27 protein-coding genes are annotated in these 25669 nt (G+C 71.5%); 14 read left to right on the top strand and 13 right to left on the bottom strand.

Going from position 1 to position 25669, the window contains the following annotated elements; translation table 11 throughout:
• Together ACIRR8_RS27625 and ACIRR8_RS27620 are read right to left on the bottom strand one after the other, a co-directional pair.
• Entirely contained in the window at positions 1-414 is a 414-nt protein-coding gene (locus ACIRR8_RS27625; protein ID WP_404069844.1) for a VOC family protein, read from the bottom strand.
• Positions 415-526: 112 nt separating this feature from the next.
• Positions 527-1417, bottom strand: a complete 891-nt coding sequence (locus ACIRR8_RS27620; protein ID WP_404069842.1) for a neutral zinc metallopeptidase — start codon at positions 1415-1417, stop codon at positions 527-529.
• 203 nt (positions 1418-1620) lie between these two features.
• Here ACIRR8_RS27620 and ACIRR8_RS27615 point away from each other — a divergent pair, with 203 nt between their 5' ends.
• The 3 genes from ACIRR8_RS27615 to ACIRR8_RS27605 all read left to right on the top strand — a co-directional run bounded on the left by ACIRR8_RS27615 (position 1621) and on the right by ACIRR8_RS27605 (position 4716).
• The gene (locus ACIRR8_RS27615; RefSeq protein ID WP_404069840.1) at positions 1621-3219 is read left to right on the top strand and encodes an ABC-F family ATP-binding cassette domain-containing protein; all 1599 of its coding nucleotides are present in this window, start codon (positions 1621-1623) and stop codon (positions 3217-3219) included.
• A 354-nt stretch (positions 3220-3573) separates the two neighbouring features.
• Positions 3574-3795 (top strand): helix-turn-helix domain-containing protein, encoded by a 222-nt coding sequence (locus ACIRR8_RS27610; protein WP_006123601.1) that lies wholly within the window; start codon positions 3574-3576, stop codon positions 3793-3795.
• A 129-nt stretch (positions 3796-3924) separates the two neighbouring features.
• Positions 3925-4716 carry an enoyl-CoA hydratase/isomerase family protein gene (locus ACIRR8_RS27605; protein ID WP_404069838.1) on the top strand — a complete coding sequence of 264 codons (792 nt, stop codon included), beginning with the start codon at positions 3925-3927 and terminating at the stop codon, positions 4714-4716.
• An 86-nt stretch (positions 4717-4802) separates the two neighbouring features.
• On the opposite strand, the gene ACIRR8_RS27600 is transcribed toward ACIRR8_RS27605, so the two are convergent.
• Positions 4803-5567: a hypothetical protein gene (locus ACIRR8_RS27600; RefSeq protein ID WP_404069836.1), complete on the bottom strand. Its 765-nt coding sequence runs from the start codon at positions 5565-5567 to the stop codon at positions 4803-4805.
• A gap of 94 nt (positions 5568-5661) precedes the next feature.
• Between ACIRR8_RS27600 and ACIRR8_RS27595 the strand changes: the two genes are divergently transcribed.
• The 5 genes from ACIRR8_RS27595 (at position 5662) to amaP (ending at position 8009) form a co-directional block, all read left to right on the top strand.
• On the top strand, positions 5662-6135 hold the full coding sequence (locus ACIRR8_RS27595) for an Asp23/Gls24 family envelope stress response protein (RefSeq protein ID WP_404069834.1): 474 nt from the start codon (positions 5662-5664) through the stop codon (positions 6133-6135).
• An 89-nt stretch (positions 6136-6224) separates the two neighbouring features.
• Positions 6225-6416, top strand: a complete 192-nt coding sequence (locus tag ACIRR8_RS27590) for a hypothetical protein (protein WP_012381448.1) — start codon at positions 6225-6227, stop codon at positions 6414-6416.
• The gene (locus ACIRR8_RS27585; RefSeq protein WP_404069832.1) at positions 6413-6760 is read left to right on the top strand and encodes a hypothetical protein; all 348 of its coding nucleotides are present in this window, start codon (positions 6413-6415) and stop codon (positions 6758-6760) included. The genes ACIRR8_RS27590 and ACIRR8_RS27585 overlap by 4 nt, the downstream gene beginning before the upstream one ends.
• Entirely contained in the window at positions 6757-7425 is a 669-nt protein-coding gene (locus tag ACIRR8_RS27580; RefSeq protein ID WP_404069830.1) for a DUF6286 domain-containing protein, read from the top strand. The genes ACIRR8_RS27585 and ACIRR8_RS27580 overlap by 4 nt, the downstream gene beginning before the upstream one ends.
• Positions 7426-7430: 5 nt before the next feature.
• Positions 7431-8009 carry an alkaline shock response membrane anchor protein AmaP gene (gene amaP / locus ACIRR8_RS27575; RefSeq protein WP_404070110.1) on the top strand — a complete coding sequence of 193 codons (579 nt, stop codon included), beginning with the start codon at positions 7431-7433 and terminating at the stop codon, positions 8007-8009.
• Positions 8010-8043: 34 nt separating this feature from the next.
• Here the strand turns inward: amaP and ACIRR8_RS27570 are convergent, their stop codons facing one another.
• From ACIRR8_RS27570 to ACIRR8_RS27545, 6 genes are all read right to left on the bottom strand, one after another.
• Positions 8044-8799, bottom strand: a complete 756-nt coding sequence (locus ACIRR8_RS27570) for an SDR family oxidoreductase (protein WP_404069828.1) — start codon at positions 8797-8799, stop codon at positions 8044-8046.
• A gap of 4 nt (positions 8800-8803) precedes the next feature.
• Positions 8804-10597 carry a glycoside hydrolase family 15 protein gene (locus ACIRR8_RS27565; protein ID WP_404069826.1) on the bottom strand — a complete coding sequence of 598 codons (1794 nt, stop codon included), beginning with the start codon at positions 10595-10597 and terminating at the stop codon, positions 8804-8806.
• A 74-nt stretch (positions 10598-10671) separates the two neighbouring features.
• A complete protein-coding gene (locus ACIRR8_RS27560) occupies positions 10672-11478 on the bottom strand; it encodes an SURF1 family protein (protein WP_404069824.1) in 807 nt (268 codons plus the stop codon).
• A gap of 79 nt (positions 11479-11557) precedes the next feature.
• The gene (locus ACIRR8_RS27555; protein ID WP_006123591.1) at positions 11558-11791 is read right to left on the bottom strand and encodes a hypothetical protein; all 234 of its coding nucleotides are present in this window, start codon (positions 11789-11791) and stop codon (positions 11558-11560) included.
• Positions 11792-11854: 63 nt separating this feature from the next.
• Entirely contained in the window at positions 11855-12874 is a 1020-nt protein-coding gene (locus tag ACIRR8_RS27550; protein ID WP_404069822.1) for a DEDDh family exonuclease, read from the bottom strand.
• A 58-nt stretch (positions 12875-12932) separates the two neighbouring features.
• On the bottom strand, positions 12933-16025 hold the full coding sequence (locus tag ACIRR8_RS27545) for an NACHT domain-containing protein (protein ID WP_404069820.1): 3093 nt from the start codon (positions 16023-16025) through the stop codon (positions 12933-12935).
• Positions 16026-16174: 149 nt separating this feature from the next.
• On the opposite strand from ACIRR8_RS27545, the gene ACIRR8_RS27540 reads away from it, so the two are divergent.
• The 5 genes from ACIRR8_RS27540 (at position 16175) to moaA (ending at position 21386) form a co-directional block, all read left to right on the top strand.
• Entirely contained in the window at positions 16175-17182 is a 1008-nt protein-coding gene (locus tag ACIRR8_RS27540; protein WP_404069818.1) for a sterol desaturase family protein, read from the top strand.
• On the top strand, positions 17179-17895 hold the full coding sequence (locus ACIRR8_RS27535) for a lysoplasmalogenase (protein WP_404069816.1): 717 nt from the start codon (positions 17179-17181) through the stop codon (positions 17893-17895). Before ACIRR8_RS27540 ends, ACIRR8_RS27535 begins: the two co-directional genes overlap by 4 nt.
• A 298-nt stretch (positions 17896-18193) precedes the next feature.
• Complete coding sequence (locus ACIRR8_RS27530) at positions 18194-18559, top strand: DUF485 domain-containing protein (protein WP_404069814.1); 366 nt, start codon at positions 18194-18196, stop codon at positions 18557-18559.
• The gene (locus tag ACIRR8_RS27525) at positions 18556-20196 is read left to right on the top strand and encodes a cation acetate symporter (RefSeq protein ID WP_404069812.1); all 1641 of its coding nucleotides are present in this window, start codon (positions 18556-18558) and stop codon (positions 20194-20196) included. The genes ACIRR8_RS27530 and ACIRR8_RS27525 overlap by 4 nt, the downstream gene beginning before the upstream one ends.
• Before the next feature lie 200 nt (positions 20197-20396).
• A complete protein-coding gene (gene moaA / locus ACIRR8_RS27520; RefSeq protein ID WP_404069810.1) occupies positions 20397-21386 on the top strand; it encodes a GTP 3',8-cyclase MoaA in 990 nt (329 codons plus the stop codon).
• A 6-nt stretch (positions 21387-21392) separates the two neighbouring features.
• Here the strand turns inward: moaA and ACIRR8_RS27515 are convergent, their stop codons facing one another.
• Both ACIRR8_RS27515 and ACIRR8_RS27510 read right to left on the bottom strand, forming a co-directional pair.
• Positions 21393-21635: a hypothetical protein gene (locus ACIRR8_RS27515; RefSeq protein ID WP_404069808.1), complete on the bottom strand. Its 243-nt coding sequence runs from the start codon at positions 21633-21635 to the stop codon at positions 21393-21395.
• A 221-nt stretch (positions 21636-21856) separates the two neighbouring features.
• Positions 21857-22234, bottom strand: a complete 378-nt coding sequence (locus ACIRR8_RS27510) for a DUF3099 domain-containing protein (RefSeq protein WP_404069806.1) — start codon at positions 22232-22234, stop codon at positions 21857-21859.
• Positions 22235-22441: 207 nt separating this feature from the next.
• Here ACIRR8_RS27510 and ACIRR8_RS27505 point away from each other — a divergent pair, with 207 nt between their 5' ends.
• On the top strand, positions 22442-22717 hold the full coding sequence (locus ACIRR8_RS27505; protein ID WP_404069804.1) for a GlsB/YeaQ/YmgE family stress response membrane protein: 276 nt from the start codon (positions 22442-22444) through the stop codon (positions 22715-22717).
• Between the two features lie 161 nt (positions 22718-22878).
• Here the strand turns inward: ACIRR8_RS27505 and tyrS are convergent, their stop codons facing one another.
• Together tyrS and ACIRR8_RS27495 are read right to left on the bottom strand one after the other, a co-directional pair.
• Positions 22879-24150 carry a tyrosine--tRNA ligase gene (gene tyrS, locus ACIRR8_RS27500; RefSeq protein ID WP_404069802.1) on the bottom strand — a complete coding sequence of 424 codons (1272 nt, stop codon included), beginning with the start codon at positions 24148-24150 and terminating at the stop codon, positions 22879-22881.
• Positions 24151-24200: 50 nt separating this feature from the next.
• Positions 24201-25595, bottom strand: a complete 1395-nt coding sequence (locus ACIRR8_RS27495; RefSeq protein WP_404069800.1) for a metallopeptidase TldD-related protein — start codon at positions 25593-25595, stop codon at positions 24201-24203.
• Positions 25596-25669 lie beyond the last annotated feature (74 nt).

Genomic DNA, 25669 nt, shown 5'->3' with positions numbered 1-25669 from the left:
TTACCCGGCGGCCCCCGGCGCGTACGTCCCGAAGCTCCATACGTTGCCTTCTGCGTCCCGCGCCATGTAGTCCCGCGAGCCGTAGTCCTGGTCCGTCGGCTCCATCAGGATCTCCACCCCGAACTCCCGGGCCCGCGCGCAGTGCTCGTCGACCTCGTCCACCACCACGTACACCCCTGCCGGGCCGGCACCCGCCATCGCCCGGGCGAAGACCCCGTCCCTGCCCTTGGAGCCGAGCATCACCCTGCCGTTGCCGCAGGACAGCTCGGCGTGCAGCACGCTGCCGTTCTCGCCCTCGTAGACCGCCTCCTCGGTGAAGCCGAGGCCCTCCGTCAGCGTCCTGATCGCGGCCTTCGCGTCGTCGTAGAGGACCGTCGGGTAGACCGTCGGGACGCCCTCCGCCACACCTGCCATGACCCTCACCTCTTCTGTGATCTGCGTCTCAGTCTTCCACCGGGCACTGACAATGCCCTCCTGGAGCAGATCCCCGCAGCTCAGGTGGGGAGCCGCTCAGGCGGGGAACGGCTCAGGCGAAGGTGTCGCACCGCCCCACGTCGCCGCTGCGGAACCCGGTCGAGAACCACTGCTGGCGCTGTGCGGACGAGCCGTGCGTCCAGGACTCCGGCGTGACCCGGCCCTGGAACCGCTCCTGGATCCGGTCGTCCCCGACCGCCGCCGCCGCGTCCAGCCCGTCCCGGATGTCCGCCCGGGTCAGCTCCGTGATCAGCGGCCGGCCCGTCGACTCGTCCGGCGTCGTCGTCGCGTGGTGCGCCCAGACCCCGGCATAGCAGTCGGCCTGCAGCTCCACCTTCACCGCGTTGCTGTCCGCCCCCTGCCGCCCGTCCTGCGACCGGCCCAGCGTGCCCATCTGGTTCTGCACATGGTGGCCGTACTCGTGCGCCACCACATACGCCTGCGCGAACGGGCCGCCACTGGAGCCGAACTTCGTCCGCAGTTCGTCGAAGAAGCCCAGGTCCAGATAGACCTTTCGGTCGCCGGGGCAGTAGAACGGCCCCACCGCCGAGGTCGCCGCCCCGCACGCGGTCCCGACCCGCTCGCTGAACAGGACCGTCGGCGCGGCCCCGTAACTCCCGCCCCGCCGCTCGAACTCCTGACGCCAGAAGTCCTGCACGCTGTTGACCACCGCCACCGTCCGGCAGTCGTCCCGGCTGTTGGCGTCCTGGCCCTTCAGGCAGCTCTCCTGCACCCGCGCCGCCGACGAGGAGGCCGCCCCCGGCTCCGTATCACCGGACGAGAGGCCCAGCTGGTCCGGGCCGACGCCGAACAGCAGCCCCAGGATCAGCGCGATCACGCCCACGATGCCGCCGCCCACGGTGGCCCGCCCGCCCGGGATCCGGCTGCCGCGCACATCCTGCACCTCGGACGTGTCCAGATCGGCGTCGTCGTCGAACTGCACGGGCGCACCACCCTCGGCTCGGGGCGGGCGACGGGGTGCCGCCCTGCGCCGAGTATCGGACGGTTCGTCCCGGCGGGCACGCGGAAAAGCAGTTGCACACCGCCAGTAGAATGGGGGCCATGGCCATTCTCCTTGCGCATTAGCGGCGTCGAGAGACCTCCGCCCTCGTCCCTCCGCCGTCCATACTGCCCTGGAGTTTTTCCGTGATCACCGCCTCCGGCATCGAGCTGCGCGCCGGCGCCCGCATCCTCATCGAGTCCGCCTCCTTCCGTATCGCCAAGGGCGACCGCATCGGCCTGGTCGGCCGCAACGGAGCGGGCAAGACCACCCTCACCAAGTGCCTCGCCGGTGAGGGCACCCCTGCCGGCGGCACCATCAGCCGCTCCGGCGAGGTCGGCTACCTCCCGCAGGACCCGCGCACCGGCGACCTCGACATCCTCGCCCGCGACCGCATCCTCTCCGCCCGTGGTCTCGACGAGATCCTGCGCAAGATGCGCGAGAACGAGGAGCGGATGTCGAACGGCAAGGGCGCCACCCGCGAGAAGGCGATGAAGAAGTACGAGCGCCTGGAGACGGAGTTCCTCACCAAGGGCGGGTACGCCGCCGAGGCCGAGGCCGCCACCATCGCCGCCGCGCTCAGCCTGCCCGACCGGGTGCTCGGCCAGCCCCTGCACACGCTCTCCGGCGGTCAGCGCCGCCGCGTCGAGCTGGCCCGGATCCTCTTCTCCGACGCAGACACGCTGCTCCTCGACGAGCCGACCAACCACCTCGACGCGGACTCCATCGTCTGGCTGCGCGACTACCTGAAGAACTACCGCGGCGGCTTCGTGGTGATCTCCCACGACGTCGACCTCGTGGAGACCGTCGTCAACAAGGTCTTCTACCTGGACGCGAACCGCTCCCAGATCGACGTCTACAACATGGGGTGGAAGCTCTACCAGCAGCAGCGCGAGGCCGACGAGAAGCGCCGCAAGCGCGAGCGCCAGAACGCCGAGAAGAAGGCCGCGACCCTCAACGCGCAGGCCGACAAGATGCGCGCCAAGGCCACCAAGACCGTCGCCGCCCAGAACATGGCCAAGCGCGCCGACCGCCTGCTCTCGGGTCTGGAGGCCGTACGGGTCTCCGACAAGGTCGCCAAGCTGCGCTTCCCCGACCCCTCGCCGTGCGGCAAGACCCCGCTGATGGCGGAGGGCCTCTCCAAGTCCTACGGATCGCTGGAGATCTTCACCGACGTCGACCTCGCCATCGACAAGGGCTCCCGCGTCGTCATCCTCGGCCTCAACGGCGCCGGCAAGACGACGCTGCTGCGGCTGCTCGGCGGCGCCGAGAAGCCCGACACCGGCCAGATCATCGAGGGCCATGGCCTCAAGCTCGGCTACTACGCCCAGGAGCACGAGACCCTCGACCCCGAGCGCACGGTCCTGGAGAACATGCGCTCCGCCGCGCCCGACCTCGACCTCGTCGCGGTCCGCAAGACGCTCGGCTCGTTCCTCTTCTCCGGCGACGACGTCGACAAGCCGGCCGGAGTGCTCTCCGGCGGTGAGAAGACCCGGCTCGCGCTCGCGACCCTGGTCGTCTCCTCCGCCAACGTGCTCCTGCTCGACGAGCCGACGAACAACCTCGACCCCGCCAGCCGCGAGGAGATCCTCGGCGCGCTGCGCACGTACAAGGGCGCCGTCGTTCTCGTCACCCACGACGAGGGCGCGGTCGAGGCGCTCCAGCCGGAGCGCATCATCCTGCTCCCGGACGGTGTCGAGGACCTCTGGGGTGCCGACTACCGGGACCTCGTCGCCCTCGCCTGATCCCGCGCGAAGGCTCCTCCGGAGGGGGTGTGGACCCCCTCCGGATAGATCATTCGGCCTACGCGTGATCCACCATCTGCGTGAGGACGTCTCGTACCCCGGTGGTGCGCCCCGCGCCCGCCCGCCACGCGCCCCTTTCCGGACCGCTGCTCCCCGTACGGCTCTGACCTGCCGGTTCTTTCGCCGGCGGATGCCGCACACCCCTGTGGCCGCTCGGAATCGGGCATTCCGTATGGATCGGAGCGCCCTGTGGTCCGGAATCCGGTCGCACCGACCTTGCCGAATGGGTGGCCAGGAAGCGCGGGAGGGGTGATCATGAGAGTCCAGAGCGCACTTCCCATAGAGGAGGCACGGGTGGCCGAGACTCTGAAGAAGGGCAGCCGGGTGACCGGCGCCGCGCGTGACAAGCTCGCGGCAGACCTGAAGAAGAAGTACGACTCCGGTGCGAGCATCAGGGCGCTGGCCGAGGAAACCGGCCGCTCCTACGGGTTCGTCCACCGGATGCTCAGTGAGTCCGGAGTGACGCTGCGAGGACGCGGCGGAGCCACACGAGGCAAGAAGGCCGCTTCGGCCTGAGTGCCCCGGAGGCGTGCGGGCTCATCGGAATTCGGGGTGGCCACCCGGCTGACCGTGAGGTCGTCCGGGTGGTTACTGTTCAGTCACTTAGTTTCTGAGTGCTGACTGCACCCGATCCGGAGGCGCCTCATGACCTCGCTCGACCCTGTGCTCGACAAGGACGGCGTACGGCTCACCGTCGAAGACGCGGTCGCCACGGTGACGCTCACCAACCCGGCCAAGCGCAACGCCCAGTCTCCCGCTCTGTGGCGGGCGTTGACCGAGGCCGGACGGGTGCTGCCCGGCGATGTCCGCGTCGTGGTGCTCCGCGGCGAGGGCAAGTCCTTCTCCGCGGGTCTCGACCGGCAGGCCTTCACGCCGGAAGGGTTCGACGGCGAGCCGTCCTTCCTCGACATGGCGCGCGGCCCGGAGGCCGAGCTCGACGCGACCATCGCCGAGTACCAGGAGGCGTTCACCTGGTGGCGCCGCAACGACCTCGTGTCGATCGCGACCGTCCAGGGCCACGCCATCGGCGCCGGCTTCCAGCTCGCCCTCGCCTGCGATCTGCGGATCGTCGCCGATGACGTGCAGTTCGCCATGCGCGAGACCAGCCTCGGCCTCGTCCCCGATCTCACGGGCACCCACCCCCTGGTCAACCTCGTGGGATACGCCCGCGCGCTGGAGATCTGCGCCACCGGCCGGTTCGTCCACGCCGAAGAGGCCGAGCGCACCGGCCTCGCCAACCTCGTGGTCCCCGCCGACCAGTTGGACGCGGCCGCCCGCGACCTGGCCGCCGCACTGATCTCCGCCCCGCGCGACGCCGTCGTGGAGACCAAGGCCCTGCTGTCCGGCGCCCTTTCGCGTGACTACGAGGAGCAGCGCACCGCCGAGCGCGCCGCTCAGGGCCGTCGGCTGCGCGACCTGGCGGGCATCACCGACTAGCGCCACCCGGCGGGCATCAACGACCAGCGGGTCCCGCCGGGCTCGCGGGCCCCTGCACGTGTGTCACCAGCGTTCCGGAAGCACCCCTAGGGCCTGTCGGACGTCTCCACCACGTCGGTGACCAGCACCGACACCGGCAGCCCGGTCCCCGTGGCCGCCGACACCGCCGTGCGCACCGACCGGGCCACATCGAGGGCCCGGCGGTCCACGGCCGTCGCCACCTCGATGCGGATGTGGTCCTCGGCGGTGTGTACGGGGCTGCCGAGGACCCGGGTCAGCGAGACGACACCGGGGACCGCCGCAGCGGCCTCTCCCGCAGGTCCGTCGGCCTTCCCCACCGGGGCCGGGGTGGACGCGGGCGGGTCCGTCACCTGATCGGGCGCAGCGTCGTCGAACAATGCCGTCACCCGCAGGTCCACCTCCACGACGTCCAGGCCGAGCCGGGCGGCGGCCGCCGTGACGAGCGCCGAGCGCAGGGCGGCCGCCGCGTCGGGCAGCGGGCGGTCGCCCGCCGCCCGGAACTCCGCCTCGATCCGCAGCGGCCCCGGCGGCAGCCCACTCGGCGGCGCCGGAGGCACAGCCACCACCGCGGCCGGACCCCCCTTCCGCGCCGGACTGCCCGCCTCCGCCCCCGTAGCCACACCGGAGGCCTCCCGGGCCGGCCCGATCCTCAGCGTCCCCAGCACCGCGCCCTCCACAACCGCTCCGCGCAGCACCGAGGCCGCCGCCGTCTCCGCGATCCAGGTGCCGTCCACGGCACCCCCCAGGGGGAGCAGTCTGCCGAGGCCCAGCCGTTGCCGTACCGCAGCCGTCCATCCGTCGGCCCTCTGCGGGCCCCGCTCCGTCGTCATCGCCCCAGCCTGCCGTATCCACGGCGCGGGACCGGGCAAGCGCACTTAACGTGGGCAAGGAAGTCCCCACCCCGCCCCGAAGGGAAGAGCGGCGATGACTGAGACCCCCCAGCGCAACAGCCCCGACAGCGGTTCGGGCAAATCCTCTCTGAGCAAGCGCGGCGGAGGCGATCCCGGCACCCGCGGCCGTACCACCATCGCCGACGGCGTCGTCGAGAAGATCGCCGGAATGGCCGCACGCGATGTGGTCGGCGTCCACGCGATGGGCAGCGGCCTGTCCCGGACCTTCGGCGCGGTCCGCGACCGTGTCCCCGGCGGCGGCAAGTCCGTCACCCGAGGGGTGAAGGCCGAGGTCGGCGAGTCCCAGGCCGCCCTCGACCTGGAGATCGTCGTCGACTACGGCGTGGCCATCTCCGACGTGGCCCGCGATGTGCGACAGAACGTCGTCGCCGCGGTCGAGCGCATGACCGGGCTCGAAGTCGTCGAGGTCAACATCGCGGTCAGCGACGTCAAGCTGCCCGACGAGGACGACGACGAGGACGACGGCGATCAGAGCCGCGTCCAGTAGGTTCCGGGTTCCCCGCCGAAGGACGGTTCCCGCCGCAAGGCAGGTGTCGCCGAAAGACATGGACGCCGCAAGGCAGTTGAGGAGAGACGATGAGCATGGCTGTGGCCGGTCTGCTGGCCGGCATGGCGCTCGGGTTCGCCGGTTATTTCGGCGGCTTCGGAGCCTTCGTACTGGTGGCCGCCCTGGGTGCGGTCGGCTTCATCGCCGGCCGCTTCCTGGACGGTGACCTGGAGCCCGGCGACTTCTTCCGGAGTCGCGAGCGCGGCGACCGGCGACGGTGACGGCGGTGACCGGGCGGGTCGCCGCCGCCGACCGGGGCGAGACCCGCATCGCCGACCGGGTCGTCGCCAAGATCGCCGCCCAGGCGGCGAAGGAAGCCGTCGACGATCCGCCCGAGAACGGTGCCTCCCCGCGGGCCACGGTCACCGTCCACCGCGACGCCGCCCGCGTCCGGATCAGCCTGGAGCTCGGCTACCCCGGTGACATCGGCCGCCAGTGCGGTGCCGTACGGAGCAGGGTCGCCCAGCGGGTCAAGGCGCTGGCGGGCATGGAGGTGCCCGAGGTGGCCGTCCAGGTCGAACGGCTGCACCCGGCCACCAGCGGAGCACAGGGGAGGATCCGATGACCGAACCCGGAGGCCACGGCGACCCCGCCGGCTCCACCCGGCGCATGCCCACGGTGGACCAGGACGAGTCCGGCACGCCCGCCGCCCACGACCGGGTCCCCACACTTGAGCAGGGCGGCGGCCGGGCGGGCCGCTTCTGGTCCGCGCGCCGGATCCCGGCCGCGCTGCTGGCCCTGGTCCTCCTGGGCGCGGCAGGGCTGCTGCTCTACGACATCGCCGCCGTACGCGCCGGGCACCCGGCCATGCAGTGGCGCCGCTCCCTGGCCGACGGCCTCGCGGAGCGGCAGCTCGACGATGTCGCCGTGCTCGTCGGGGCCGGAGTCGCGGCGGCCGTCGGCCTCTGGCTGCTCCTGCTCGCCCTCACCCCCGGGCTGCGCGACCTGCTGCCGATGCGCCGCGACCGCGCCTCCGTACGCGCCGGACTCGACCGCACCGCCGCCGCGCTGGTCCTGCGGGACCGGGCCGTGGAGGTGCCCGGCGTGCAGTCCGTACGGGTCCGGATGGGCCGTGGCAAGGCGAAGGTGCGGGCCCTCTCGCACTTCCGGGAACTCGACGACGTACGCGACGACCTGAACACCGTGCTGGCCAAGGCCGTCGGGGAGCTGGGCCTGGCCAAGGAGCCGGGTCTCTCCGTCCAGGTGCACCGGCCGGCGAAGAAGGGATGAGCGGTATGCGCTCCACCGTCAACCGGGTCCTGCTGGCCCTCGCCGGGCTCGTGCTGATCGTCGTCGGCGGAGCGGTGCTCGCCGTCGGCCTCGGCGCCTCCCTGCCCACCTGGTGGCCCTGGGACGGCAAGAACGACGTGCTGCTCAGCGCCGCCGACCGGGGCCGCTGGCGCGACGAGGGCTGGTGGTGGCCGACCGTGATCGCGATCCTCGCCGTGCTGGTCGTCCTCGCGCTGTGGTGGCTCCTCGCCCAGCTCCGGCGCGGCCGGCTCGCCGACGTCCTGGTCGACAGCGGCGACGGCGAGGGCGCGCAGGTGCGGGGCAAGGCGCTGGAGGGCGTGCTCGCAGAGGAGGCGGGCCAGGTGGCCGGAGTGGCCCGCGCCCAGGCGGCCCTGACCGGCCGCCGGACCGCGCCGCGCGCCCGGATCCGGCTGCTGATGGAGCCGGACGCCTCACCCGGGCAGGCGCTGAACGCGGTGGCCGACGGAGCGCTGGCGCACGCCCGAGAGTCGGCGGGACTGGACGAGCTCCCGGCCGAGGTACGGCTGCGGGCCGTCAAGCACCGCGCGGAACGGGTGTCCTGACGGCCCGGAGGCGTACGAGGCAGCGGACAGAGGCTCAGAACCCGCGCCGCGAACCGCCGTCGACCGGCACCATGATGCCCGTCAGATACGAGGCGGCGGGGGAGAGCAGGAAGGCCGCCGTCTTCCCGAACTCCTCCGGAGTCCCGTAGCGGCGCAGCGGAATGCGCGCCTCGTTCGCCGTACGGGCCGCCTCGGCGTCGCCCGAGAGCGCGTCCAGCTCGCGGACCCGGTCGGTGTCGATCCGGGCGGGCAGCACGCCGACGACCCGGATGCCGCGCGGCCCCAGCTCGTCGGCGAGCGACTTGGCGAAACCGGCGAGACCGGGACGCAGCCCGTTGGAGATGGTCAGCCCGCCGATCGGCTCGTGCACCGATCCGGACAGGACGAACCCGATGACCCCGCCCTCGCCCAGCGCGGCGGCGGCGGTCCGGGCCAGCCGGACCGCCCCGAGGAACACCGTCTCGAACGCCGTCTGCCACTGGTCGTCGGTGTTGTCGGCGGCGGAGCCGGGCGCGGGCCCGCCGACGCTGATCAGCACGCCGTCGAGCCGCCCGAACCGCTCCCGGGCCGTGTCCACCAGCCGCTGCGCGGCGCTCGGGTCGGCGTTGTCGGCGGAGAGCCCCACGGCGTCCGGCCCCAGCTCGGCGGCGGCCTCCTCGGCACCCTTCGCGTCCCGGCCGGTGATGATCACCTTCGCGCCGTCGGTGGCCAGGGCCCGCGCCGTGGCGTTGCCGAGGCCCCGGGTCGCGCCGGTGACGATGTACACGCGGTCCTTCAGTCCAAGATCCATGGCCCTATCCTGCCGGTTCCACCCCGGCGAGGTCGACCGCGGAGTTGACCAGTCCGATATGGCTGAACGCCTGCGGGAAGTTGCCCAGCTGCCGCCCGGCCGCGACGTCGTACTCCTCGGCCAGCAGCCCCACGTCGCTGCGCAGCCCCAGGAGATGCTCGAACAGCTCCCGCGCCTCGTCCGGCCTGCCGATCCGCTGCAACGCGTCCACCAGCCAGAACGAGCAGGCCAGGAACGCCCCCTCGTCGCCGGGCAGCCCGTCGACGGAGGCGCTCTCGGTGCTGTAGCGGCGCACCAGCCCGTCGCTGCCCAGCTCGGCGCGGACCGCGTCGACCGTGCCGATGACCCGCGGGTCGTCCGGTGGCAGGAACCCGGTCCGCACGATGAGCAGCGTCGCGGCGTCCAGCTCCTCGGACCCGTAGGACTGGGTGAAGGTGTTCCGGACGGGGTCGTACCCCTTCTCGCAGACCTCGGCGTGGACGGCGTCCCGCATCGCCCGCCAGCGGTCCGCGTCCCCGGGCAGCTCAGGGTTCTCCTCCAGCGAGCACACCGCCCGGTCGGCGGCGACCCAGGCCATCACCTTGGAGTGCACGAAGTGGCGCCGCGCACCGCGGATCTCCCACAGCCCCTCGTCCGGCTCACGCCACGACGACTCCAGGAATCCGAGCAGGCTGAGCTGGAGGTTCCAGGCGTGCGGCTTGTCGTCCAGTCCGGCGACCCTGGCGAGCCGGAGCGCGTCGATGACCTCGCCGTACACATCCAGCTGGCGCTGGCGTACGGCCGCGTTGCCGATGCGTACCGGGCGGGAGTTCTCGTACCCGGCGAGCCAGGGCAGCTCCATCTCGGGGAGCCGGCGCTCGCCCGCGAGCCCGTACATGATCTGGAGGTCCGCCGGATCCCCGGCGACGGCCCGCAGCAGCCAGTCGCGCCAGGCCGCGGCCTCCTCCAGATAGCCGGCCGAGACCATGGCGCCGAGGGTGAGCGTGGCGTCCCGCAGCCAGCAGAAGCGGTAGTCCCAGTTCCGTACGCCGCCGATCTCCTCCGGCAACGAGGTGGTCGGGGCCGCGACGATGCCGCCGGTCGGGGCGTACGTCAGCGCCTTCAGCGTGATGAGCGAACGCAGCACGGCCTCGCGGTACGGCCCTTCGTACGTGCACCGCTCCGTCCACTTCGCCCAGTCGTGCAGCGTGTGCTTCAGCGCCTTGTGCGGGTCGATCAGCTTCGGCCGCTGCGAGTGCGACGGGTGCCAGGTGAGGACGAACGCCACGCTCTCGCCCTCGGTGACGGTGAACGAGGAGCAGGTGCTGAACTGCTGGCCCCACGTCTTGACCGGCGGTTCGCTGCGCAGCCAGACGGAGTCGGGCCCGGCGACCGCGACCCGGTGGCCTTGCGACCGGCGCACCCACGGCACCACGGACCCGAAGTCGAACCGCAGCCGCAGCACGGAGCTCATGTCGACGGTCCCGCTGACGCCCTCGACGATCCGCATCACATCGGGGGCCTTGTCGCGCTGCGGCATGAAGTCGATGACCTTGACCGTGCCGGTCCGGGTCTCCCAGAACGTCTCCAGGACCAGCGAATCACCCGCGTAGCCGCGCCGGGTGCAGACGTCCGTGGGTCCGGCGCCTTGCGGGGCGATGCGCCAGTGGCCGTTCTCCTCCTCGCCGAGCAGGGCGGCGAAGCAGGCGCCGGAGTCGAAGCGCGGCAGGCAGAGCCAGTCGATCGAACCGTTTCTGCCGACGAGCGCGGCGGTCTGGAGATCGCCGATCAGAGCGTAGTCCTCGATGCGTGGGGTCACGCTCTGGCGTGTTCCCGAACCGGACCCTCGTCAACCAGCCTCTCGGTGTGCCGGAGCTCTCAGAGCCCGGCGCTTCAGGCGCTCGCGGGGGCGGGCTGCTCGGTGTCCTCAGCGGCTGGCTCACCCTTCGCGGCGGCCTCCTCGCGGTCGCGCTTCTCCCGCCGTACGAGGATGATCCAGCCGATCGGGACGGCGGCGACGAACAGCCACCACTGGACGGCGTACGCCATGTGCGCGCCGATCGAACTGTCGTCCGGGGAGGGGATCTGCTCGGGCAGTCCGGCCGAGGGCTCCGGGGCGGTCTGCTCGATGTAGCCGCCGAGGACCTCACGGGAGAGCAGGTGCGCCTGCTGCTCGCTGTTGATCAGCATCACCTGCCGGTCCGGCAGCCCCGCCAGGTCCCTGATCCCGCTGCTGCCGGTCGTCTCGTCCGCCTTGAGCCGCCCGGTGACGGTCACCTCGCCGCGCGGCGCGGGCGGCACGTCCGGGAACGCCGTCTGGTTCGGCGCGGCGGGCACCCAGCCGCGGTTGACGAGAACGGTTCCGCCGTCCCTGAGGTCCAGCGGCGTCAGCACATGGACGCCGATCTTGTCGTCCTCGGACGTACGCCGGCGCACCACCACCTCGTGCTCGCTGTCGAAGGTGCCGGTCGCGGTCACCGCCCGCCAGTAGTCGGCGCGCGGGACGGTGTGGCCGGGAGAGGTGAGATCGGTGACCGGGGCCGGATCGGCCTTGAGGTTCCGCGAGATCAGCTCGTTCTGCGCGACCCGGTGCTGATGGCGGTGGAACTGCCAGAAACCCAGCTCGACCATCGTCGGCATCAGTACGAGAGCCAGCAGGGTGAGGATCACCCACTGCCGGGTCAACAGGAAGCGGTACACCCCATGACCGTACAACCGGGGTCATGGGGTGCGGCACTCAGGGGTGGGTGCCGGGGCTGTCCGGCAGTGGTGGTTCTCCTCATACTTTGTCCACGATGCCCGCCTTTCCCTCGGCGCGGGCGCAGTGGGCGCCGCAGTACCAGTGCCCGTCCGCCTCGACACCCTGCCCGATCACCTGGACCCGGCAGTGCTCGCAGATCGGCGCCATGCGGTGGATGGCGCAGGAGAAGCAGTCGAAGACGTGCACCGCACCTTGTGCGTGCACCTCGAAGGACATGCCGTAGTCGTTTCCGCAAACCTCACAACGTGCCATGCGCCACAGGGTGGGACGCCCGGCTCCACCGGGCGAGCGGCAACCGGGCGAGTCGCACCGGGTTCACTCCGGCGGCGGGGTCGCCTGCGGCGGCACCGACCCCCGTGCGCCCTGGTCGGCGGGGGCCACATCGCGCAGCAGATGGGTGAAGGCGCTCTCCTCCAGGATCGGCGTGCCGAACGCCTTCGCCTTCTGCGTCTTGGAGGTCGCCGCGTCCGGATCGTTGGTCACCAGCAGACTGGTCAGCCGCGACACGCTGGTCGCCACATGCAGCCCGGCCTCCACCGCCCGGTCCTCCAGCAGCTCCCGGTCGACCGAGGTGTCCCCGGAGAACGCCACCCGCATCCCCTGCTGGAGCGGCTTCTCCTTCTCGTACCGCCCAGGATTGGGATACGGGCAGGCCGGCCGCTTCCGCGAGGGCCGCCAGCTGTTCGGCTGCCGCGCGGGGCGGTACCCGACGCGCGGGGTCACGGGGGAGTCGGACCACTCGGTCAGCGGCCGGCACTCCAGCAACGGCAGCCGCACCCCGCCCCGGGCCGCCGCGTGCAGACTCGGCCGGAACGCCTCGGCCAGCACCCGGGCGTCGTCCAGCGCGTGGTGCGCGTGCTGCTGTACGACGCCGAAGTGGGCGGCGAGCGAGGCCAGCTTGTGGTTGGGCAGCGGCAGCCGCAGCTCCTTGGCGAGCGCGATCGTGCAGAGCCGCTGCTCGACCGGGGCGACCACGGAGGCGCGCGCGTACTCCCGGGCGATCATCGACCAGTCGAACGCCGCGTTGTGCGCGACGAGCACCCGGTCCGCGAGCCGCGCCGACAGCTCCTCGGCCACCTCCGGGAAGAGCGGCGCGCCTTCCAGCACATCGCTCGTCAGCCCGTGGATCCAGACGGGCCCGGGGTCCCGCTCCGGATTCACCAGCGTGTACCAGTGGTCCTCGACGTCGCCGAGGGCGTCGAGCCGGTAGACGGCGGCGGAGATGATCCGGTCGTCCCGGGCGAGGCCGGTGGTCTCCACGTCGACGACCGCGTACCCCTGTGGGTAGGCGGTCGGCCATGGTGCGGCTGTCTGGCGGTCGTCGAGCATGGTCACAGAGAATACGGGCCGGGACTGACAAGGCCCTATTCGGCGGTGCCTGGGGGTGGGGTGTTCAGGGGAGGCGGACGACGCGTTCCGGGGGGAAGAGTTCGAGGCCGGTGGCCATGGTGTCGTGAGCCAGCCTGATCATCAGGTGATCCGCATCGGCCAGAGGGGTGAGGTCGAGGACTTCCTCGCCGCTGTTGATACTGAGTGAGGTGAGAGAAGGCAGCTCCGCGAGGGCGCTGAGATCCGAATCCAGGTCGCAGGCGACGAGTTTGAGATCCCGTAGCTTGGTGAGAGGCTCCAGCAGGCGCAGATCGGCGCTCGCCATCTTGAGCAGACGCATCCTCTCCAGCCCGTGGAGCGACGGCATTCGGTTGAGCTGCCGCAGGTGAGTGGCGCCGGACAGTCGCAGGTCCCGCAGGCCGCTCCAGGCTTCCAGACCCTCCAGGCTCAGATACCGCGTCTCGATCAGCAGCTCCAGAGCGATCACCTTTTCGCACACAGGCAGCTCGGAGATGTCTTCCAGGAGGAAGGGGTGGCCGAGCACCAGGTGGCGCAGGTCAGGCATCGCGGTGAGCGGCGAGGGGTCGAGATCCAGGTGCAGTTGAACCAGAGACAGGGACTCCAGGCCGGGTCCGGCGAGTGCGGAGATATCGCGAACCTGGGCGCAACCGCTCAGGCCGAGCTTGCGCAGTCGGGGCATCCGCGCCAGAGGGCGGAGGTCTTCCAACGACCCGTTGAGCCAGAGGAAGACTTGTTCCACGTCGGGCCGCGACGTCAGTGGCACCAGGTGCTCAAGGCTGCCCGTCACGTGCACGTTGCCCAGGCGGGGGATGTGGCGCAGCGCGGAAAGCTGTGCGCTGTTCCGCACATAGGCGCTGGCATCGTTCCACGAGTGGTTCGCCATGATCTCCCGCGCGTACGGATCGGGTTCGAACCCTTCCCAGGCGGAGGAGAGTTCGTAGACCACTTGGCCCCGGTCATCGTCCCGGAACTGCTTCACCAGGCCGTACGCCACGTCGCCGCCCACCGCCGCGGCCGTCCGCACCACGGCTGCGGCCTGGCGCTCGGTGAGCTCGTCCAGCATCGGCGACAGCAACTCCAGCGCGAGCTCGCCCACGGAGGCCAACTCGTCGATGCTCTTCTGGCTGTACGGCGGCAGAAGCCCTTCCGTGCATCCCTCCACTTCCTCCCGCACCCCCGGATCCAGCTCCGGAGCGTGAGTCAGGCTCCCCGCGGCCAGGAGAACCAACCGGTTCTCATGCTTCGGCTCTGCGTCCGCTCGCTCCAGCAAGGCCGTCAGGAGCGCGGCCCGCTCGTCCGGCCGCGCGTGCCCCACCGCCATCTGGACCACGTCCTCCCACTGGTCCTCGTGCGCGTGGCGGACCAGGACGCCGAAGTCGCGGGCCTCCACCGCGGCCTTCGCGCCCAGGTAGTCCTGGAAGGTGCGGTGGACGAACCCCACCGCGCCGAGGGCCGGTTCGCGCAGGAGGCCGCTGCGGTTGAGGAGGTGGGCGAAGACCTGGTCGGGGGTGCCCCGGACCTGGGACATCGCGCGCAGCCAGTCGGTGAGCAGGCCCACCGTCTCGTCCTGCCGGGCCTCGGCCAGCCCGTTCCGGATCAGCCAGTACGCGAGGTGCTGCAGCAGCGCCATCTGCTCCTCGCGGGTCAGGTCGACGCCCTCCACCCCGACGATCTCGCGCTCGGTGTCGCGCCGGACCAGGAGCATGTCCAGCGCCGCGTCGTACAGCTCCTTGCGCGCCCGGGGCAGCTGCATCCGGCGGTCCCGGTTCAGCGCGCAGAGCAGGGCGCACATCAGCGGGTTCGTCGCGAGCAGCCCCAGGTCCCGGCGGGTGCCGACGGCCCGGCGCAGGGAGCTCTCGTACCGGTCCAGCTCGGCGCCCTCCTCCTCGGACCCGCACTCCGAGCGCGCCGCCCGGTGCCAGTGGCCGATGAACGCGCGTACGTCCTCCTGCCGCATCGGCAGCAGGGTGTGCGGCTCGAAGCCGGAAGCGGAGAGCCAGGTCTCGGGGACGGCGGACGGGCGCGTCGTCACCACGTACTTGGCCTGCGGATAGGCGGTGATCAGGTCCCTCAGCCAGCGCTCCGTGCGCTTGCGCAGCCGCTCCGGCACCTCGTCGACCCCGTCGGCCAGCACCAGCGCCCGGCCCTGCCGCATCATCCGGTCAGCCCAGCCGGCCGGGGCCGATCCGCACAGCGGAACTCCGGCCGCCCGCAGGAACTCCTCCGGTGTCGGCAGCACATCGAGGGCCGTGAAGGCGCGTAGGCGCAGTACGAAGGGGACACACCGGTTCCAGTCCGCCAGCTCACTCCCGAACGTCTGCCGGGCCGCGTTCAGCGCCAGCCACTGCACCAGCGTGCTCTTGCCCGAACCGGCAGGACCCCGCAGCAGGAGCCGGTCCCGCTCGCCGAGGGCCTGCTCGATCCTGACCGTCGTCCGGACCGGGTGATCCAGACCGAGCCGGTCAGCGCTCCCGTACTCCCCGCTCACCTCCAAACCGATGTACGCCGTCTCCAGCGGCCACCCGCCCGCCGACCGCCCCAGCGTCAGCCCGAACAGCTCCACCCGGCTGTTGGCCGCCGCCACGAACTCCGCGTACCGGCCCTCGAACTCCAGGTCCGCCGCGTCCGTGCGCAGGCCGACCCGATCCCGTACGTCCTTCACCAGCGCCCGCGTCCGCTCCGCCTCCCGGACCTGCTCCACCGCCGCCCGGGCCGTGAACGACGGGTGGGCGGTGAGCTGCTCCACCAGGTGTGCACAGCAGCGGAGGAGCAACTCCTCGTACAGCTCGCGGGCGCGTCCCGAGAGCCCGGTGGCAGGCGCCGACAGCTCCGCCCGCAGTCGCTCAGGGTCCAGCTTCACCGCGAACAGCCGGTCGATATCCACGACGCCCGCCGCGAACGTGTCCTGTACGGAGGCGAGCGCGGCCAGCCGCTCGTGCTCGGGGAGGTCCGCGTACGACTCGGACATCCGTCCCGCCAGCACCCTCGCCAGCCGGTCCGGCTTGGCGGGGCGGGGGAGCGGGCGGACCGGGTCCGGGATCAGGCCCGCCCCCGGCCTGGGGGTCAGCAACGCCCTGGTGGCCGCGCCGATCACCGTCGCGGCCAGCCGTAACAGGGCAACTTCCGTACCCGCCACGTGCGTTCCTCCCCCTCGGCGACACGAGTGCCGCAAATCCTACGGCCGGTCCCTTGGCGGAAGGTGCCAAAATCTGCTGACAGCAGGTCTCGCATACTTGTGGGTAACAACCTCTAGCCCTCACCGACCGGCGGCCCTACGGTGCTCGCATGGAGCCGAACCTGCCCGATGTCGTGCTGTGGTCAATACCGGCCTTCGTGCTGCTCACCGTGATCGAGATGGTCAGCTACCGCCTCCATCCGGACGAGGACGCCGCCGGTTACGACACCAAGGACGCCGCGACCAGCGTCACCATGGGGCTCGGCAGCCTCGGGTTCGACCTGCTGTGGAAGATCCCCGTCCTCGCCATCTACATGGGCCTCTACGAACTGACGCCGCTGCGGGTGCCCGTGGTGTGGTGGACCGTCCTGCTGATGCTCCTGGCCCAGGACTTCTTCTACTACTGGTCCCACCGCGGCCACCACGTCATCCGGATCCTGTGGGCCTGCCATGTGGTCCACCACTCCAGCCGCAAGTTCAACCTCACCACCGCGCTGCGCCAGCCCTGGACCTCCGCGACCTCCTGGCCCTTCTATCTGCCGCTGATCGCCTGCGGTGTCCACCCGGCGGCGCTCGCCTTCTGCCAGTCGGCCAACCTCGTCTACCAGTTCTGGGTGCACACCGAGCGCGTCGGCAAGCTCCCGCGCCCCTTCGAGTACGTCCTGAACACGCCCTCCCACCACCGCGTCCACCACGCCTCGCAGGGCAGCTACCTGGACCGCAACTACGGCGGCATCCTGATCATCTGGGACCGGATGTTCGGGTCCTTCGCGGCCGAGACCGAGCGGCCCGTCTACGGGCTCACCAAGAACATCGCCACCCACAACCCGCTCCGCGTGGCGACCCACGAGTACGCCGCCATCGCCCGGGACGTCCGGGCCGCCGGGAGCTGGAGCGAGCGCGCCGGACGGGTCTTCCGGGGCCCGGGCTGGCAGCCCGCCGCGAAGGCGGGAGCCCTCACCGAGGCGCCCGTCGAAGCCGTCGTACCCGATCCCGGTCCCGTACGGGCCGAAGCCGCCGTACCCACTCCCGTACGCGCCGAAGCCGCCGGTCCCATCCCCGCTCCGGTCCCCGCTCCCGCCGAAGTGTCCGCCCCCGCCCCGGAGCCCACCCGATGAGCGCCACCGCCTCCCGTCCCACCGACCCGGGGCGCACCGCCTCACCAAGGGCCGAGCGGTTCGCGCGGCCCCTGCTCATCGCCTTCCTCCTCGCGGCCGCCGTCGACCTGGCCGGGGTCCTCGCCGGTCTCGACCCCCTCCACCTGGTCGCCAAGCCGCTGCTGATGCCGCTGCTCGCCGGGTACGCGGCCGTGCGGGGCGGGCCGCGGCTGCTGATCGCCGCACTGCTGTTCGGGTGGGGCGGTGATGTGTTCCTGCTCGCCGACAACGACCTGGCGTTCCTGCTCGGGATGGGATCGTTCGCCGTCGGCCATGTCTGCTACCTGACGCTGTTCGGGCGAGGGCGGGGAGGCGCCCGGACCCGTGCGTCGCTGGCCGCCGGTATCGCGTACGCCGTCGTGCTCGTCGTCTTCCTCGTCCTGATCTGGCCCGACCTCCCGGCCGGGCTGCGCGCGCCGCTGACCGGCTACAGCCTGCTGCTCACCGCGATGGCGTGGCGGGCCGGCGTCCTCGGCCGGTACGCGGCGGCCGGCGGGGCGCTCTTCCTGCTCTCCGACGCCCTCATCGCCACGGGCATCGCCGAGTGGCCCCGGCTGCCCGCCCCCGATTTCTGGGTGATGCTCACCTACATCGCCGCCCAGTTCCTGCTGGCCGTCGGGGTGCTCACGGCCGCACGAACCGCGGTGGACGGGGACCGGGGCAGAGGGGACTGAGACCGGCAGGGACTCCTCAGCGGACGGGCCGGCGCACCCGTCACCGCGACTCCTCGAAGTCGCGGTGACGGGTGCGCCGGTTCTCGCTGTCTCGGACCCGGGCGCTGCCGTGGGCCTCGCCGCAAAGGAGCGCGTTCAGGACGCCGGGATGCGGCCGAGAAGGCGAAAGATCCGGTGAACCGCTTCGTCGCGCCCTCCGTGCCGTTGTCCAGGAGGCACGTCACTGTTCCCCGGTGGACGAGGCCTCCATGACACCCCCGTCCCCCAGTTCACCGCACCCGCGTCGCGAGGAGATTCCGTGGCTACCGATGCACCGCCGCCCGAGGGCCGTTCCGACACCAGCCCGGCCCAGCCCACCACCGAGGCGTACAACGCGGTGCAGGCGAGTGCCGAGTTCGCCGACCTGCGCCGCTCGTTCCGGTCCTTCGCCTTTCCGCTCACCGTCGCCTTCGTGACCTGGTACCTGCTCTACGTCCTGCTCTGCAGTTACGCGGGCGACTTCATGGCCACCAAGATCGTCGGCAACATCAACATGGCGCTCGTCCTCGGCCTCGCCCAGTTCGCCACCACCTTCCTCATCGCCGTGCTCTACTCCCGGCACGCCGCCACCAAGCTCGACCCGAAGGCCGAAGCGATCAAGTCCCGTATGGAGGCCGACGTATGAGCGCCGCCCACACCCTCTATCCGACCGTCCAGCTCGCCGCCGACAGCGCGGGCGAGCACCGGCCGCTGATCATCACCCTCTTCGCCGCCTTCGTCGTCGCGACCCTCTTCATCACCGTGTGGGCCGGCCGCCAGACCAAGAGCGCCGCCGACTTCTACGCGGGCGGCCGCCAGTTCACCGGGTTCCAGAACGGGCTCGCGGTCTCCGGCGACTACATGTCCGCGGCGTCCTTCCTCGGTATCGCGGGCGCCATCGCCCTCTTCGGCTACGACGGCTTCCTCTACTCCATCGGCTTCCTCGTCGCCTGGCTCGTCGCCCTGCTCCTGGTCGCCGAACCGCTGCGCAACTCCGGCCGCTACACCATGGGCGACGTCCTCGCCTACCGGATGCGCCAGCGTCCCGTCCGCACCGCCGCCGGTACGTCCACCATCGTCGTCTCGATCTTCTACCTGCTGGCCCAGATGGCCGGCGCGGGCGTCCTCGTCTCGCTGCTGCTCGGCATCACCAGCGACTTCGGGAAGATCGTCATCGTCGCCCTGGTCGGCGTGCTGATGATCCTGTACGTCACCATCGGCGGCATGAAGGGCACCACCTGGGTGCAGATGGTCAAGGCCGTCCTGCTCATCGCCGGCACCCTGCTCATCACCTTCCTGATCCTGCTGAAGTTCAACTTCAACATCTCCGACCTGCTCGGCACCGCCGCCAGCAACAGCGGCAAGGGCGCGGCCTTCCTGGAGCCCGGCCTGAAGTACGGCGTCTCCGGCATCTCCAAGCTGGACTTCATCTCGCTCGGCCTCGCCCTGGTCCTCGGCACCGCGGGCCTGCCGCACATCCTGATCCGCTTCTACACCGTGCCCACCGCCAAGGCCGCCCGTAAGTCGGTGAACTGGGCGATCGGCATCATCGGCGCCTTCTACCTGATGACGATCGTGCTCGGCTTCGGCGCCGCCGCGATCCTCAACCCCGACGACATCATCGCCTCGAACAAGGCGGGCAACACGGCGGCGCCACTCGCCGCCCTGGAGATCGGCGGCGGCTCCGGCTCCACCGGCGGTGCCATCCTCCTCGCGGTGATCTCCGCCGTCGCCTTCGCGACCATCCTCGCCGTCGTCGCCGGACTCACCCTCGCCTCCTCCTCGTCCTTCGCGCACGACATCTACGCCAACGTGATCCGCAAGGGGAAGGCCACCGAGAAGGAGGAGGTCCGCGCCGCGCGCTGGGCCACCGTCGCCATCGGCATCGTCTCCATCGCGCTCGGCGCACTCGCCCGCGACCTCAACGTGGCAGGCCTCGTGGCCCTCGCCTTCGCGGTCGCCGCCTCCGCCAACCTGCCGACGATCCTCTACAGCCTCTTCTGGAAGCGCTTCACCACCCAGGGCGCCCTCTGGTCCATCTACGGCGGGCTCTCCTCCTCCGTCCTGCTGGTGCTCTTCTCGCCGGTCGTCTCCTCCAAGCCGACCTCGATGTTCCCGAGCGTCGACTTCGCCTGGTTCCCGCTGGAGAACCCTGGCCTGATCTCGATCCCGCTCGGCTTCCTGCTCGGCTGGCTCGGCTCGGTGATCGGCAAGGAGAAGGCCGACGCGGACAAGTACGCCGAGCTGGAGGTCAAGTCCCTCACCGGCACCGGAGCGCACTGAGAGAAGGAATTCACGGAGCCGTTCGGTTCATCACCCACCCCCGCGGCCGGGCCGCGTCGTAGAGTCCTACGACGCGGCCCGGCCGCACCTCGTGGCAAACGGGCCCCTGCGATGTCACCGGTCTCACGTAGGCTCGGAAGAGATCGACCGTACCGGCACCAGACCGACCGCACCGACACCACCGGGGGAGGAGAGCCACCATGCTCATCGACACCTTTGACAGGGTCGCCACCGACCTGCGCGTGTCACTGACCGACAAGTGCAATCTGCGGTGCACCTACTGCATGCCGGAAGAGGGCCTGCAGTGGCTCGGCAAGAGCGAGCTGCTCTCGGACGACGAGATCGTCCGCCTGATCCGCATCGCGGTCACCGGCCTCGGCATCACCGAGGTCCGCTTCACCGGCGGCGAGCCGCTGCTCCGCCCCGGCCTCGTCTCCATCGTCGAGCAGTGCGCCGCGCTCACCCCGCGCCCCCGCATGTCTCTCACGACCAACGGCATCGGCCTCAAGCGCACCGCCGCCGCCCTCAAGGCCGCGGGCCTCGACCGGGTCAACGTCTCGCTGGACACCCTGCGCCCGGACGTCTTCAAGACCCTCACCCGCCGCGACCGCCACCAGGACGTCCTGGAAGGCCTCGAAGCCGCCCGCGAGGCCGGCCTCACCCCGGTGAAGGTCAACGCCGTCCTGATGCCTGGGCTCAACGAGGACGAGGCCCCCGAGCTGCTGGCCTGGGCCGTGGCCAACGCGTACGAGCTCCGCTTCATCGAGCAGATGCCGCTCGACGCCCAGCACGGCTGGAAGCGCGACGGCATGATCACCGCAGGTGACATCCTCACCTCGCTGCGCACCCGCTTCACCCTCACCGCCGAGGACGAGACGGTACGGGGCTCCGCCCCCGCCGAGCGCTGGACCGTCGACGGCGGCCCCCACCGCGTCGGCGTGATCGCCTCGGTCACCCGCCCGTTCTGCCGCGCCTGCGACCGCACCCGGCTCACCGCCGACGGCCAGGTCCGCACCTGCCTCTTCGCCCGCGAGGAGACCGACCTGCGCGCCGCCCTGCGCTCGGACGCGCCGGACGCGGAGATCGCGCAGCTCTGGAAGGTCGCCATGTGGGGCAAGAAGGCGGGCTCCGGACTGGACGACCCGTCCTTCCTCCAGCCCGACCGCCCGATGTCGGCGATCGGCGGCTGACGCCCCTCAGGAGCCGTCGGACTCCCAGTCGGCCAGCGCCACGACGTCCTTGAGAAACCCTCGTACGCCCAGGAACTGCGACAGGTGCTCCCGGTGCTCCTCGCAGGCCAGCCAGGTCTTGCGCCGCTCGGGCGTGTGCAGCTTCGGGTTGTTCCAGGCGAGCACCCAGACCGCGTCGGCCCGGCAGCCCTTGGCGGAACAGATCGGGGCACCTGCGGCGCTCTCGGCGGACGTCTCGGGGAAGATCACGGGACCCAGCCTAAGTCAGGTGCTCCGCACGCTGAACGACGCATCCCCGGCCGGAGAAACGGCGACGCCGAGCAGCCACGGGGGGAGCTGCCCGGCGTCGGTCCATCGCTCCGACGGGGGATGCGGAGCGCCTTTGAAGTATGTCACGGGCACCGGGGTGCGGTGCACCGGAACGTCATGATTGATCTGAGCTTTTCCTGAGCTTCGCGGGGCACGCGGGCTCAGTCGTGCTCCTGTGGCGGCGGCACCCGGCCGGCCCGCCCGTCGGGGCCCGCGGACTCGGCGCGACCGGTGGTCCCGGCCGCCTCCACGGCGGGGCGCACCGGTGCGGTGAGATACGTCGACGGCAGCGAAGGGGCGTTCTCCCGGCCCGCGTTGGCGATGACCACCGCCACGTACGGCAGCAGCACGCCCAGAGCGAGCGCCACGATCGCGACATGCCGCTCCACGTTCCACAGCACCGCGGCCAGCACCACCGACACCGTGCGCACGGACATCGAGATCACATAGCGCCGCTGCCTGCCCCGCACATCGTCGGCCAGCCCCTGACGGGCCTCAGTGATCCGGAAGACCTCCACCTCGTCGCTCTTCCGCAGCATGTGTTCCACCACCAGATCTCTGTGCCGGACGCTCCGGGACCGGGTCGCGTCCACGGTACGCCGAGTCCCCGGCGTACCGAAGACCGGGGCGCGCCTCCGTCGTCCCCGGCCGGCCGGCCCACTCGTACGGCCCCGTCCGGCGTGCGGCCCGCCGACAGCCGCCCAAGACTGGGCGGACGCGCACTCCGCGCCGCACGAGGAGGCGAAATGAGCTGGTTGTGGGCAATCATCGTGGGCCTGGTGCTCGGTGTGATCGCACGGGCGATCTTGCCGGGCAAACAGGACATTCCCCTCTGGCTGACGGCCGTGTTCGGTATTCTCGGCTCCATCCTCGGTAATGCCGTGGCCGGCTGGATCGGCGTCGGGGACACCAAGGGCATCGACTGGATCCGCCATCTGCTCCAGCTGGCCGGTGCCGTGGCGGTCGTCGCCGTCGGTGACATGGCCTGGCAGTCCATCCGGGGCAACAAGCGCAGAACCTGACCGCGCACAGCACAGCGCCGCGGGGGGGCCCCCCCCCCCCCCCCGGGCGCCCCCCCCCCCCCCGCCCCCCGCCCCCCCCCCCGCCCCCCCCCCCCGAGGGGCCCCCCCCCGGCTCGCAACCGGGTGCCCCCCCGCGGCGCTGTTCAGGCGTACGGCGTACGTCAGCCGGCCGGGACGACCTCCACGGCCGCCAGGTTCTTCTTGCCGCGGCGCAGCACCAGCCAGCGCTCGTGCAGCAGCTCCCCGGCATCCGGCGCGACCTCGCCGTCGGCGACCTTCACGTTGTTCACGTAGGCGCCGCCCTCCTTGACCGTGCGCCGGGCCCCCGACTTGCTCGGTGCGAGACCGACCTCCACCAGGAGGTCCACCAGCGGGCCCAGCTCGGCGACCCGCACGTGCGGCACCTCGGAGAGGGCCGCGCTCAGCGTCGCCTCGTCCAGCTCCGCCAGGTCACCCTGACCGAACAGCGCCTTCGACGCCGCGATGACCGCCGCGCACTGCGCACCGCCGTGCACCAGCGTGGTCAGCTCCTCGGCCAGCGCCCGCTGCGCGGAACGCGCCTGCGGCCGCTCCTCGGTCAGCTGCTCCAGCTCCTCCAGCTCGGCCCGGCTCTTGAAGCTGAGGATGCGCATGTAGCGCGAGATGTCCCGGTCGTCCACGTTCAGCCAGAACTGGTAGAACGCGTACGGCGTGGTCATCTCCGGGTCCAGCCAGACGGCACCGCTCTCGGACTTGCCGAACTTGGTGCCGTCCGCCTTCACCATCAGCGGCGTCGCCAGCGCGTGCACGGTGGCACCTGGCTCAAGACGGTGGATCAGGTCGATCCCCGCCGTGAGGTTGCCCCACTGGTCGCTGCCGCCCTGCTGGAGGACACAGCCGTAGCGGCGGTACAGCTCCAGGAAGTCCATCCCCTGGAGCAGCTGGTAGCTGAACTCCGTGTAGCTGATGCCCTCCTGCGACTCCAGCCGGCGCGCGACCGAGTCCTTGGTGAGCATCTTGTTGACCCGGAAGTGCTTGCCGATGTCCCGCAGGAACTCGATCGCGGACATGCCCGCGGTCCAGTCCAGGTTGTTGACCATCGTCGCCGCGTTCGGCCCCTCGAAGGTGAGGAAGGGCTCGATCTGCTCCCGCAGCCGCTGCACCCAGGCCGCGATGGTCTCCGGGTCGTTCAGCGTGCGCTCCGCGGTCGGGCGCGGGTCACCGATCTGACCGGTGGCCCCGCCGACCAGGGCGAGCGGACGGTGGCCCGCCTGCTGGAGCCGGCGCACGGTGAGGACCTGCACGAGGTGCCCCACGTGCAGGCTCGCCGCCGTCGGGTCGAAGCCGCAATAGAAGGTGACGGGACCGTCCGCGAGAGCCTTGCGCAATGCGTCCTCGTCAGTGGACTGGGCGAACAGCCCGCGCCACTTCAGCTCGTCGACGATGTCCGTCACGGTTCCGGTGCTCCTAACGAAGGTAGAGATCTGGGGTCAGTCTAGGCGGGTCACACCCCCTGGCTGACCGAGCTCATGTTGAAGTCCGGGATGCGCAGCGCGGGCATCGCGGCCCGGGTGAACCAGTCGCCCCACTCGCGCGGCAGCGTCTTCTCCGTACGGCCCGCCTCGGACGCCCGCGACAGCAGGTCCACCGGCGACTCGTTGAACCGGAAGTTGTTCACCTCGCCGACCACCTCGCCGTCCTCCACCAGATAGACGCCGTCCCGGGTCAGCCCGGTCAGCAGCAGCGTCGCCGGGTCCACCTCGCGGATGTACCAGAGGCAGGTCAGCAGCAGCGCCCGGCCGGTCGTCGCGGCCACCATCTCCTCCAGCGACCGCTCACCGCCCCCGTCCAGCACCAGGTTGTCGACGGCCGGGGCGACCGGCAGCCCGGTGAGGGCCGCGGTGTGCCGGGTCGTCGTCAGCCGCTCCAGCTTCCCGTCCCGGATCCAGTCCGTCGGTGCGAGCGGCAACCCGTTGTCGAAGACGGAAGCGCCGTCGCCGGAGGAGTGGGCGACCACGAACGGCGCCGACTCCAGACCCGGCGCGTGCGGATCGCTGCGCAGGGTGAGGGGGAGCGGAGCCAGCGTCTCGCCGAGCCGGGTTCCGCCGCCCGGCCGGGAGAACACCGTCCGGCCCTCCACGGCGTCCCGCGCGGTGGACGACCAGAGCTGGTAGATCAGCAGGTCCGCCACGGCGGTCGGCGGCAGCAGCGTCTCGTACCGCCCGGCGGGCAGGTCGATCCGCCGCTCCGCCCACCGCAGCCGCTGCGCCAGCTCCGCGTCCATCGCCGCCGGGTCGACGTCCTCGAAGTCCCGCGTCGACCTCCCCGCCCACGCCGAACGGGTCCGGTCCGGCGACTTGGCGTTCAGCTCCAGCGTCCCGGTCGGCTGGTCGTGGCGGAGCCGCAGCCCCGTCGACGTACCCAGGTAGGTGGAGGTCAGCTCGTGGTTGGCGAACCCGTACAGCTCGCGGCCTCCGGAGCGGGCCCGGGCGAAGGCGTCACCGAGGGCCGGGGCGAAATCGGCGAAGACCTCCGAGCCGGTCTCGGCGGGCGCGTCCGTGAAGCCGGGGGAGGAGGGCACCCCGCCGACCAGCGGCTGCGCGTCCTCGGCGGGACCGGCGCCCCGCGCGGCGGCCTCGGCGGCCCGGACCAGCGGCTCCAGGTCGTCGGCGGTCACGGCGGACCGGGAGACGACGCCGGACGCCGTGCCCTCGGCGCCGTCGACGGTCGCGATGACGGTGAGGGTCCGGCCCCGCGTGACGCCGTTGGTGGTGAGGGCGTTCCCGGCCCAGCGCAGGTTGGCGGAGGAGTGCTCGTCCGCGATGACCACCAGACCGTCCGTGGTGGACAGCTCCAGAGCCCGCTCGACGATCTCGTACGGCTTGCTGACGCGGCTCATCGTCCGGCCTCCTGCGTCGTGTTGAGACTGTGCCTACCCGGGGGACGACCCCCGGACCCCCAGCCGGTTCCGTG

Source organism: Streptomyces sp. NPDC101178 (assembly GCF_044767965.1).
Lineage (GTDB): Bacteria > Actinomycetota > Actinomycetes > Streptomycetales > Streptomycetaceae > Streptomyces.
Note: the sequence above shows the minus strand (reverse complement) of the source record. Positions and strands in the feature narration are given on the sequence as shown.